The organism is Salinivibrio proteolyticus, from assembly GCF_001996165.1.
In the GTDB taxonomy this organism is placed as follows: Bacteria; Pseudomonadota; Gammaproteobacteria; order Enterobacterales; family Vibrionaceae; genus Salinivibrio; species Salinivibrio proteolyticus.
Window position 1 is genome coordinate 109,647 of sequence record NZ_MUFP01000005.1, and the last position, 12,054, is coordinate 121,700.

At 48.8% G+C, this 12,054-nt stretch carries 8 protein-coding genes, 1 pseudogene and 1 CRISPR repeat array (1 of these 10 cut by a window edge); of the genes and pseudogenes, 6 read left to right on the top strand and 3 right to left on the bottom strand.

Going from position 1 to position 12,054, the window contains the following annotated elements:
* Positions 1–379: a CRISPR direct-repeat array (repeat unit 28 nt; unit sequence GTTCACTGCCGCACAGGCAGCTTAGAAA); it begins 369 nt to the left of the window's first position.
* Between the two features lie 205 nt (positions 380–584).
* From BZJ19_RS04750 to BZJ19_RS04765, 4 genes and pseudogenes are all read left to right on the top strand, one after another.
* Positions 585–893, top strand: coding sequence for a helix-turn-helix domain-containing protein (locus BZJ19_RS04750; protein ID WP_077455917.1), 309 nt, complete (start codon positions 585–587; stop codon positions 891–893).
* Positions 877–2,136 (top strand): type II toxin-antitoxin system HipA family toxin, encoded by a 1,260-nt coding sequence (locus BZJ19_RS04755; protein ID WP_077674780.1) that lies wholly within the window; start codon positions 877–879, stop codon positions 2,134–2,136. Before BZJ19_RS04750 ends, BZJ19_RS04755 begins: the two co-directional genes overlap by 17 nt.
* Before the next feature lie 621 nt (positions 2,137–2,757).
* A pseudogene (locus tag BZJ19_RS04760) lies at positions 2,758–4,217 on the top strand (methyl-accepting chemotaxis protein).
* A 282-nt stretch (positions 4,218–4,499) separates the two neighbouring features.
* Positions 4,500–5,369: a DUF535 family protein gene (locus BZJ19_RS04765; RefSeq protein ID WP_157891160.1), complete on the top strand. Its 870-nt coding sequence runs from the start codon at positions 4,500–4,502 to the stop codon at positions 5,367–5,369.
* Between the two features lie 81 nt (positions 5,370–5,450).
* Here the strand turns inward: BZJ19_RS04765 and BZJ19_RS04770 are convergent, their stop codons facing one another.
* The 3 genes from BZJ19_RS04770 to rrtA all read right to left on the bottom strand — a co-directional run bounded on the left by BZJ19_RS04770 (position 5,451) and on the right by rrtA (position 7,640).
* Positions 5,451–6,347: a DMT family transporter gene (locus BZJ19_RS04770; RefSeq protein WP_077674781.1), complete on the bottom strand. Its 897-nt coding sequence runs from the start codon at positions 6,345–6,347 to the stop codon at positions 5,451–5,453.
* Between the two features lie 119 nt (positions 6,348–6,466).
* Positions 6,467–6,949 carry a DUF2780 domain-containing protein gene (locus tag BZJ19_RS04775; RefSeq protein WP_077674782.1) on the bottom strand — a complete coding sequence of 161 codons (483 nt, stop codon included), beginning with the start codon at positions 6,947–6,949 and terminating at the stop codon, positions 6,467–6,469.
* Between the two features lie 73 nt (positions 6,950–7,022).
* Positions 7,023–7,640, bottom strand: coding sequence for a rhombosortase (gene rrtA, locus BZJ19_RS04780; RefSeq protein WP_077674783.1), 618 nt, complete (start codon positions 7,638–7,640; stop codon positions 7,023–7,025).
* 162 nt (positions 7,641–7,802) lie between these two features.
* Here rrtA and BZJ19_RS04785 point away from each other — a divergent pair, with 162 nt between their 5' ends.
* Both BZJ19_RS04785 and BZJ19_RS04790 read left to right on the top strand, forming a co-directional pair.
* Entirely contained in the window at positions 7,803–9,869 is a 2,067-nt protein-coding gene (locus tag BZJ19_RS04785; RefSeq protein ID WP_077674784.1) for a prolyl oligopeptidase family serine peptidase, read from the top strand.
* 12 nt (positions 9,870–9,881) lie between these two features.
* Positions 9,882–12,050: a TonB-dependent hemoglobin/transferrin/lactoferrin family receptor gene (locus BZJ19_RS04790; RefSeq protein ID WP_077674785.1), complete on the top strand. Its 2,169-nt coding sequence runs from the start codon at positions 9,882–9,884 to the stop codon at positions 12,048–12,050.
* Positions 12,051–12,054: the final 4 nt, after the last annotated feature.

A 12,054-nucleotide genomic window follows, 5' to 3' on the forward strand; every position in this document is an offset into this window, starting at 1 on the left:
CGCACAGGCAGCTTAGAAATGAACTTGAGGAGGCAGCTGAGCAGTAAGCTGGTTCACTGCCGCACAGGCAGCTTAGAAAGAGCGATGAAGTTTCGTCAGTGCTTGAGGTCTGTTCACTGCCGCACAGGCAGCTTAGAAATTGAGCGTAAATTTCCTTGWTAAGTACAGCTTGTTCACTGCCGCACAGGCAGCTTAGAAAACTTTGCAACACACCAAGCAACACCTGATTATGTTCACTGCCGCACAGGCAGCTTAGAAAAGTCCTCGCCATGCTCGGCTTTGGCGCGTTCCGTTCACTGCCGCACAGGCAGCTTAGAAAGATTTGAGCGATATCACCGAACTGAGTAAGACGTTCACTGCCGCACAGGCAGCTTAGGTGATACAAGCGCCGCTACGGTGTTGGACATATAAAAACTGTCAATGGGCGCCTGTCACGATTAGCGCTTATATCAACCGATGTAAATGCACCATGCTAGTCTTGATGTTGTGACTTATTTAACAATGAATACGTTGTAATTTCTTAAAGAACAACTAATATGTTGTATTCGAGCCATAATACAATATTAAAGTTGTTTGGGGGTGTGATGGTGTCACTAAAAGATATAGCGCGCGCATTGCAAGCCCGTCGCAAATCACTTGGGCTAGAGCAGTCTGACATGTACATGCGTATTGGCATGAAACAACAGCAGTATCAGCGAGTAGAGGCAGGGAGTGATGTTCGGTTATCGACTTTGCTGCGCGTGCTTGAAGGGCTCGACCTGACATTAACGCTCGAGCCCAAAGCATCTCAGATGGTTGATGAGTCGGTAAACCTCGATCGTTATAAAGATGATGATAACGACGATCTCGACTTTTGGTTAGGGACGGAGCATAGCGATGACCAAAACCAGTGAAGACGTTGAGGGGCTGAACATTCAACTGCATGGCGTTGATGTAGCTGTTGTTACGCACTACGCGGGCGGGAAGAATATTCTCACGTTCAATCCGGCGTTTATCGCCACCTCTCAGCATGAGCGTTTGACTTTTTCGTTAAGGCAACGTCGCGATCCGCAATACTTACATACACCACAAATTCGCACGGACAAACTGCCGCCAGTGCTCTCCAACTTGCTTCCAGAAGGCGCATTACGAGATGTCGTGTCAAAGGCATTACAGTGTCACACAAACAATGAATTCGCGATACTGGCATACATGGGTAAAAACCTGCCCGGTGCTATTGTGGCGACGCCAATTAAAGCTGGAGAGTTACCGCGTTGGGCATTGGCGCAAAGGCTTTCAACCGCGCCGCAGCAGATTGATGTTAAGCATGCTGATAGCAAATTCTCATTAGCCGGCGTACAAATGAAGTTTTCTTCATCGCACCGTGATGGGCGGTACCATATTGATCACGACGCCAATGAAGACTCATGGATCATAAAAACGCCCTCAACCGTACATAAAGGGGTGCCTCTCAACGAGTTTACATGTATGACGCTCGCTGCGCAGGCCGGCGCCGTGGTTCCCGAAAGACGTTTGATCAATGTGGCTGAGTTAGAGGGGTTACCCAATATTCAGCTGCCAAACGAGCCTCTTGCGTATGGCATACAACGCTTTGATCGCGGACCCGACGGCCGAATACATGCGGAGGATTTTGCACAGGTATTTGGCTTATATCCTTCAGATAAATATCAAAAAGTGAACTATGAGCAGTTGGGAAAAGTGTTATATCGCGAGAGCGCTAATGGGCGAGAAGACATACAGCAAATGGCACGCAGGCTGCTGATTAATATCTTGCTCGGGAACGGCGATGCGCACTTAAAAAATTGGACGATCTGTTACCCCGATCGCATGTTGCCGCGTCTAGCACCGCTTTATGATGTGGTCTTTACGCAGCCTTATATTGAATATGACAACATTGCATTGAAAATGGCGAAAAGCAAGCGTTGGTATGATATTGGTTTGAGCCATTTCGAACGCTGGTCGCAAGATGTGGGTGTGCCGTGGCAAATGATCAAACCGCACCTATTGGATACGATCAACCTGGCGCGAAATATGTGGCCAAATCAACTTAAGCAATTACCGATGTTAACGGAGCACAAAGCGATGCTACGTGATCATTGGAAAGCCCTGCACGAGGACTTCACCATCGGTTCATGAGCCAATCTAACGGAGAGCTAATCGGCACCTTCTTCCCCTTTTTTTTTAGCCACTTAAAAATAAACAATAAATACAGCTAGTTACGGAATCCCTTTTTTAACAAGGGTAAAAGGCCATTTTTATCCTAACAGCCTGTTGTCACTGACGATTATTACGTTATTCTATTGTTCACTGCCGCACAGGCAGCTTAGAAAGCACCAATCAGGCTCCATCGGATAGGTTTTTTGTTCACTGCCGCATAGGCAGCTTAGAAAATCATCGAGTCGCGGCGTTTCGGATTGCTGCTGTTCACTGCCGCATAGGCAGCTTAGAAAAGAAGGGAATGAGTTGTTTGCTGAACCATCTGGTTCACTGCCGCATTGGTAGTGGAGCGAGTATTGTGAATGGTTCGTTCATTAGTGAGGGTGTCTTGCTTTTCTATAAAATGACCAACTAACTAWACTTTTTCGTGGCTGGGTATGTAGCTCGACGTTTATCGTTAGATTTATTTCTATTGAGTAATCAAAAAGTAACTCGTGGCGTGATTGTCRTTGCCCAGATTCTTTCAATTGATGCAGAGATTCTCTTCTACGCTAACACAGTAAAGATGTTTTTACGGATGTTGAGTGCTAGGAGTGGGGTATGAACATCAATAACACCATGAAGTTAGTGTTCTTTATTATTGGTGCAGGAATTGTCGTTAGTTTTGTCACGATCATCCAACTAAATGGGCTGATGAATAAAGTTGATGAAATGGCACAAGTTCGATATGCCTCTTATCAAACAGCTGATGAATTAAGGCAAAGCTCTGATGATTTAACCCGTCTAGGTCGAACGTATGTTGTGACAGGTGACGATAAGTACGAAAAGATGTATGTGGTGAGCCCGACAAACAAATGGCGATTGAGCTATTGCATAGCTCTCAGTATCACCAAGAAAAAGCAAAAATCATGAAACCCATCGAAAGCTTTTTTATTGCGTTAGAAGAGCGCACAAATGCGCAATTTAATGCAGCCGCCACCAGTGTGAAGAAAACGGTACTAATCGGGAATATTTCGTTAGCCGTTGTGGTTGTTATTGCGGTATTAGGTTATGTCATTACTAAACGGAATGTCGTTAACCCAATTGATAGAATGGCGTCAACACTCAAACAAGTAGACGATAACTCTGACTTAACACTACGCGTGGATGACACTAAGAACAATGAAATAGGTACGATTGGTAGTACTGTTAATAAAGTCATTGTTAGTTATTCTTCAACGATTGAAAAAATTAATAATGTGAATCATATGATTTCACAGATTACAGAGAGTCTGGTTAACATTACCGACAAAAATGCCAAAGTATCTAACCAACAAAACCAAGAATTAGAAATGGCAGCAACAGCAATGGAAGAGATGACATCAGCATTGGCGACAGTGGCTGAAAATACATCCATGGCTGAAAAATACGCAGGGAGCACAGAAAAAGAGACGAGCACCAGTAAGGAAGTCTTTGATAAAACGACACTTGAGTTTGGGAGTTTGGAAACAGAGTTCACCAAAACATCTGAAGTCATTCAAGAATTGGCGGATGAATCGACCAACGTCGGTAATGTGTTGGACGTAATCAAAGACATTGCTGAGCAAACTAATTTATTGGCGCTCAATGCGGCTATCGAGGCGGCACGTGCAGGTGACCAAGGCCGCGGTTTTGCGGTGGTGGCGGATGAAGTGCGCTCGCTGGCGCAACGCACGCAAAAATCGGCAGGTGAAATTGAAGACATGATTGGAAGTCTGCAGGGTAAAGCCGAGCAATCTACCCAAACCATTCGTGTTAACGCTGAAAAAATCGCATCAACGCGTGACAATATGACAACGGCTAATGAGGCGCTAGGGACCATAAAAGAATCCGCGGTTGAGATTCACCGCCTTAACTCTTCTATTGCTTCTGCTACCGAAGAGCAACTGTCGGTCAGTGACGAGATCTCTAGCAATCTCGCGAATATCAAGACGCTTTCAGGTGATATGAATGAAGCGATTGATCAATTGGGTCCGATCGTCTCCGACCTAAAAGATAATGTTGATTCACTCAGCAGTGCCATCAAACATATCCGCACTTAATTAGAGAGCTGTTAGCGGATTGTCGAGCTTGGCAATCCGCTCTTTCATTGCCACAGCAAAAAATGTCCACGCAATACTGATAGACACCGACAAACTCTGACACTCTCGTACATTCTTACGACAGCCTTTTTATGACTTGCTGATTATAGTCAGCCTTCTTTAACGCGTTTTATGCGACACACTGAAGTGGGTTTGGCTGTGATGAATATCAGTAAACAACATCGAATGAGCCTTGTGGAGTGGGCTGAAAGAATTTATCCGAACAGCAAAGGATGGCGTGTAGTGAGCAAAAACTGGCGTTTTTGCGCGTTGGGTTCGGCATTTCCAACCATTATGGAACGCATGATTGAGGTCTTTAACGAACCGTATTTGGCGCCGGTATTGGCTGACTATCCAGAAGTGATCACTAAACCGCTCAAACCGTACCTCAATGTCTCACTGAGCATGCCTGAGCGGGTTGCAATGCTGCATGACCATTATCGTTTTATGGCGAATACCTTTGGCCGTCATTGCAGCACCATTTTCTCAGTCGCGGGTCTGCCTCTTGTCAGCTTTACTGCCAATAATGGCCGTCAATATGGCGTGCGCTTTTATCGTGGTGCAATTCGCGAAGGGGCGCTGGGTTTGTCCTTGTATGACGTGGAGAGCAAGCAAGGCGTGTACAGTATTTCGTTCCACTTTAACCGTGAGGGGCGAGAACTCTATATCGGTGCCTTGCAAGGTCCGAGTGATAGCGTACCTGACCGTCATCAGATCATTAAAATGTTGACGAAAACGGCGCATGGATTGCGAACCAAAGCTTTGATGTTAGAGCTCGTGCTGATGCTGGGCCGTATCATGGGTGCCGAGCGCTGCTACGCGGTGTCTAATAAAGGCCATATTTATAAAGCGATTCGTTACATCACTTCTAAGCGGAATGTGGTGACGTTTGATTATGATGAGCTTTGGCGCGAATATGATGGCATGCCACTGAATCGATATATGTATACCTTGCCGATGCTGCCAATACGTAAAGATGTTACCCAGCTTAGTGGCAGTAAACGACGTTTATACACCAAGAGATATACTTGGTTGCATACCCTAGAGCAAGATCTGAACTTGGCGATAAACGCGTTGACGGAAACGCGTGCAGAAATGCATCAAGTTGCCTGAACAGCAAAAGTAATAAGAACAGAAAAATGGCCTCATAAGAGGCCATTTTGCGCGTCACTCACAAAACTCGCGACGCGCGAACTACACCAAACGTCGCCGGAAGAGTCGGTGTCCCAAGGCATTGAACAATGCGCCCGCCACAATCAGCCCGCCACCGAGATACGTCCACATGGACGGCAGTTCTTGAAAGACCGCTATCCCAATTAAAGTAGAAAACACGATTTGTACATACGCATAGGCCGACGCTTCGCCAGCTTGCTGTGTTTGCATGGCTTTGGTGAGTCCATACTGGCCGATCTGAGTAAACACACCCACTAACACCAATAAGAATGTGAGCGGCAAACTTGGCATCACAAAGTCTGGCCACATCAACACCATTGAGACCGGCAGGGCGACCATCGGGAAGTATAGGATGATCACCGAGCTGTCTTCGCTGCGACTGAGCTTTCGCACAATCACGTAAGCGACCGAACTTCCCAAAGCCCCCAGTAATGCGATAGCGACACTAAAGGGCGGAAGTGCGCTATCGWTCGATGTATTGAGGTTGGGTTGAACCATCAGATAGAGGCCGCCCAAACACAGAGCAATGGATACTAAGGTGGCGCCTTGTAATCGCTCTTTCAGCACGATAAATCCAAGTACCGCAGTAAAAACGGGATGCATGTATTGCAATACAGTGGCTTCGGCGAGCGGCAGGGTGGTAACGGCGTAATACACGCACATAAGTGCGGCGGTCCCCAATACGCCGCGCAGCAACAGTAGCGGTTTATTATTGCCAAAGGGCGACAAGCCTTTTCGTTTGACATCTGTGTAGCTGATGATGAGCGACACCAACGCCCGTGCAGCGACTATCTCAAAGAGCGGGATACCATGTAGGCTGACATATTTAACACAGGCGGACATGACCGCGAAGCCGAACGCGGAAAGGAGCATAAAGCGGATCCCTATCGGGATCGCGGACAATGAAAAGGCAGGCATAAGCACACCGGCTAAAACAACAAGGCCGCTATGATAACGTGTCTCGATCCGTTTTGCTTGAGAGAACGCACTAACGCGCGGTTAAGCACTGCGCGTTGATTAAAATGTTAAAAAGAGAACTAAGGCCAAAGCCCTGTTAGCGCGCTCAGTAAACCCTCACTGGCACCTTGCTGGCCTAAATAGTCGAGTACAATCGGTACAAATTGTTGCAAGGTGGCCGCATCAATGCCGAGTGTGTCAGCCACCTTATATAAGCCCTTGAGCGAACTGATGTTATCGCCAATGCCACTGTCACCCAGTAATGACGAGAGGGAGGATAAATCAGGACGCAGACTTGCCAGCTCTTGCTGCTGGTTACCAGTGAGCTGATTCGCCGCCATTGCTAGCAGGGCACTTGCGCCACCAGCTGCTTGCGTCGGGCTAACACCCACTTGCTCGGTAATTGCTTGTACAAGCGCCGATTCACTGGCTTGGTCGTCCGCAAATTGGGTCGCCATTTGGGTCATCACATCCGTGGTGGTATTACCTTGACCAAAAAACGCATGACTGGCGGGAGAGATTAACATGGCAGCAAGCGTGAGTGCAGGCAGCGTCGCTTTCATAGAAGGCACCTATTATCAACCGAGAGTGATGTAGGTATAGCGGTAAATGGCGGTGAATGAAAGTCGCCGACCACTAAGACAGTGCAAGGTCGGTGTTTTTAGATGATATGGTTCGACGTTGGATCCGCTGTTTGATGGCAAAAAAGGCCAGCGCACCGGCGATCCCTCCAGCATGAGCGAGGTGCGCAATATCGATACCTAATGCGGTACGCATGGGCAGGGATTGGCCTAATAGCGCATCTCCCACACATTTTACGCTGGTGATTAAGACAATCCATTTCCCGCTAGGGGTGTGAATAGTGCTTATTCCTCCATACATAAATAACCCATACAACACCCCAGATAGACCCATATATTGCTGATAGGGACTCCACCACATCACCAGACCAACCACACACGCAAGCCACAAGATCAGCGACGCCAGCGTACCGGCGCTGATATGGCGATAAAACATCAGGCCGAATACGCCTAATCCGATCATGTTGGTCAGCAGATGGAAGAGGTTATGATGAATAAAATTACCCGTCACCACGCGCCACGCTTGGCCTGAAGCCAGTGCACTGCGCTGCCACACCCACGTCTCGGCGAGCGACGAATAATGAACACCCACACACACGAGTGCGACGATTATCAGCAATCCAACTGTTTGAGTTGGCACGTGTAGGGTGATAGGTCGTTTTCGCTTCATCATTGCCTTTTATCTCGTTACAGCTTGAATAACAACGCGTTATTGCAGTCAATATGACTGAATGAGATCTCCCTCAAAGATCATTACAAATGATAATTGATCTCAATCGTATTTGCATCTATGATGCGCGCCCTGAACCTACCCCCAATTTAATGTTTGTATAACATGAAGTTAGTGAATGCGCTGTTAATCGGGCTTATTTTTGTGTCGCCATTAAGCCATAGCGATGATGAAACGAATACGTTGTCGTCATTTTCGTGGCTGCAAAATGTGACGCAACAACAGGATAAAATTCGGGCATATCTGGAACGCCAAAATCAGCATGCACAACAGTCGCTGATGGAGAGTCAATCGCTTCGCGATGAGTTATTGAATGAATGGCAGCGTACACCGCAAACTGGCTCCACACCTTGGTTAACGCGAGATGGTCGCGAATTTTTGCAAACACGGGTTAATGGTGAGCGCGTGCTGCGTATGCGCAAAGCCGTCAGTGAACAAGGAGCAGTTCGCGAAAAAGAAGCTGTTCGCGCAAAAGAAGCAGGCAGCGAAAAAGGGTCGACATTGCTCAACATTGAGGCGCGAGCTGCTGAGCATGCGTATTACCAGCTGGGAAGTTGGTCGTTAAGTCCCAATGGACAATGGCTCGCCATTGTCGAGGATATTCACGGTGAGGAAGACTACCGCATTGTGCTTATCAATCGCCAATCTGGGCAAACCGATATTATTGCCACCGAGGCTGATGCGTCTGTCATTTGGTCGCCGGATAATCAGCAGCTCTACTATGTCGGTAAAGACGCGGAAACTGCACGCCCATATCAATTGTTCCGCCATGAAATAGGCACCATCGGTGGCGATAGCCTGGTGTATGAAGAAGTCGATCCAGCTTGGTTGCTGTCGGTATACCCTGCCAGCCATACAGATACGGCCATTGTGCAAGTCAACAATGAATCGTCGACCGAACAGCGTCTGCTCCGTCTTAATGATGGAAGCCTGTCTGCACCGCTCAAAGCGCGCCAACCCAATGTCGAATACTACCTCGATAAGACCGATGATGCGTTTTGGATGCTGAGCAACCACCAAGGAACCAAGCAGTTTTATCGTGCTGCCGTCGCGACGCCGAACGATTGGCAAGTCATTTATGCCCCCAAATCGGACGATGAATTAAACACGTTTTACCTCTTCGAAGATGGCATTGTCCTCACCCAACAGCAAGAGGGTGAGCAGTGGTTTGTCTTACTCAATGAGAACGGAGAGCGCGTTGTTGAGGAGCCTTTGGCGGCACAAGGGCAAGTCGCTTGGTTTTCACGCGGGGGTGACTATGCGAGCAATCAGTTGTTTATTCGCAGTATGTCGCTTGTACAGCCACCACGATGGGAAGCGCTGGATCTTAAATCCGGTACGCGTCGTGAAGTCAGTGCCGATCATTACCCCGACTTTGACGCGTCTCGCTATCACTCTGAGCGTTTATACGTTGGACCGCATCGTATTCCTGTCACCTTGGCATATCGTAAGGATGCGCTGACCCCGTCATCGCCAGTCGTGCTGTATGGATATGGCGCATATGGCTTTACCATGAAGCCGTATTTTATGCCGCAAACCGTCTCGCTAATGGACAGAGGCGTCATCTATGCGACTGCGCATGTGCGTGGCGGAGGCTATTACGGTGCAACATGGCACCAAGCGGGCAGCGGGATGAACAAAAAGCATGGCATCCAAGATTTTATTGATGTCGCCAAAGCGATGGGCCGCTATCAAGATGGACAACGTGCAGTCGCGGCTGTGGGCTCCAGCGCTGGTGGTACCTTGGTTGCCGCGGCACTTAATCAAGCGCCCGCAGCGTTTGCGGCCGCTAGCCTCAATGTCCCGTTTGTCGATGTGCTGGGCAGTATGTCTAATCCGGCGTTGCCGTTAACCGCACAGCAATACCAAGAATGGGGCAATCCCGCGCAGAGCGATCAGCGCGAGGTAATGCAAGGCTATGATCCTTTGCGCAACATCCAGCAAAACCCTTATCCCCCTATGCTGGTGCGTGTCGGCTGGGACGATAAGCGGGTGCCCTTTTGGGAAGGGGCGCAATACCTTTCGCATTTAGCCGCAACCAGCACCCGATCGGGCCCTTATTTGTTGTTGACGGATTTTTCCCGTGGCCACCAAGCCGATGCGCGTCATGGGCTGACGCAACAAGCGACCGACTATGCCTTTCTCTTACACCAACTAAAGCGTGTGAACTAACCGGAGTATTAAATGAAATTGTCTTCTGTCTCTGTGGCAGTGCTGACAGCACTGGCTACTGGCACCGTGCACGCCAATTCTGCCAACACCGAGGAGAATACCTCTGGTGATGCGACCAATCGCCACGTCGAGACGGTGGTCGTCACGGCCAATAAATTTGCTGAATTACCGTCAGATACAGCGGGGTCGGTCGCCATTTATCGTGGCGAAGATATCCAAAAAAAAGGCGCAACCGAGCTCTATGATGCACTGACAAATGAACCGGGTGTCAGTGTGACGGGCGGAGCGGGTCGCCCTCAAAACATCACTATTCGCGGCATGTCCGGTAACCGTATCTTGATTGTGGAAGATGGCGTTCCAGTCGCAGATGGGTTCGGTGCCGCTGATTTGAATGATAAAGCAGGGCGTAATTCCTTTGATATTGCGAGCGCTAAGCAAATCCAAGTGGTGAAAGGCGCTAGTTCAACCAGTTATGGGTCAGGTGCATTAGGCGGTGCCGTGATCGTGACATCGCTGAGCGCTGACGATCTCCTCCGCAACAAGGATCTGTACGCGGACGCGCAAGTTACCTATAGCGAGCTCAGTGATAAAGGCCGAGTCGGCAGTCGTCTCGCGCTCCGTCATGGTGATACCAGTGCGTTGCTCGATGTGAGCTATTGGGAAGGGGAAGAAACCCGTAATTATCAGCAAGATTTGTATAACCGCACTTTGGATGGTGGCAGTGCGTCGTTGCGTCTGGATCATTATGTCTCCGATCGCTGGAAGCTAAGTGCTCGAGCCAAGCTCTACCGCGAAGACGCATCGCGACAAGAAGGCACAGCATCGATTCAACCTGACGGTAAGTGGGATATCAAAACGTTTGATCAAGCCGAAAAAATCGAAACCACGCAATTTTGGTTTGGCAGTGAATATCACGCCCAGCAGCCTTGGTTAGAAACTCTCAATACCAAGCTCTATTACCGAAATACCGATTTTACCCAGAACACGAACCGTTTGATGACTCGCTGGAACATGGGGATCAATGAGCAACGTCGGGTGCTGGACGATCGCCGTTTTCAAGACCAGTCAATCGGTTGGTCGGTGGATGCCAACGCTGAGCAAATCAGCGGCGACGTGGTGCATACGCTGGTTTACGGCGGTGTGTTAGAAACGGCTTACCATGAACGTCCTGTGACGAAAACGACTCTCGACTGGAACGGCGTAACAGTGGGTGATACGCAACCTTTTGCCCCTGCTCGGAGTTATTCGTTAGGTGTTTATGCACAAGATGCAATGAGCATCGGGCAGTGGCGTGTGATGCTGGGCCTACGCGCTGATGCGTACCGATTGAGTGCAGACGATCCCCAAGCCATTGGCATGGCGAGTGTGGCGGACAATAACAGTGCAGCGTTATCGCCCAGTGCTTCGGTGGCTTATCACTGGACGCCAGCGTTCAATACCTACCTCAGTTATAAGCATGGTTATCGAGCGCCTGAATACGACAAAAGCTACGGCTACTCCAACCATGCCTCTGTGCCGGTGACGCCATTTGTGGTGCTGCCCAATCCGTCTCTTGACGCGGAAACCAGCGATAGTTTTGAGTTCGGGGCCAAATATGATGACGGCAAGCTGCGTTTGTATACCGCGGCGTATTACAACCGGTTTAGCCAGTTTATTGATATTGCCGATAAGGGCTTCAACGCAGAAACTGGTTTGTTTGAGAAGCGTTATGAAAACCTTGATGGTGTAAAAACGTATGGCGTCGAGGCGTCTGCGGCCTATGCATTTACCGATCAATGGCAAGCGAAAAGTCAGATTGGCTGGATCTCCGGCAAAGACGACAATGACGAGTATGTTCGCAATTTAGCCCCCCTCGAAGGCAGTCTGTCGCTTCACTTCGATAACCAATCGTTTAACGGTTATACCCGTTTGAACTGGGCAGATCAGATGACCCGCACGCCTATGTGCTACACCGAGTTAGGCACCCGCACTGAGTGTGCTCAGACGTCTGGCTGGGCGAGCGTTGACCTTGGCTTGGGCTATCAGTTCTCGTCGCAAGCTTCTATCAATCTCAATGTCTATAACGTGTTAGACCGCGAATACATTCGTTATCAAGACGTTGCCGGTATTTCCGAATCACAAACCCGTTTTTCGACCGAGCCCGGTCGTTACTTCACCCTCAATGCACGTTATGCGTTTTAAGGAA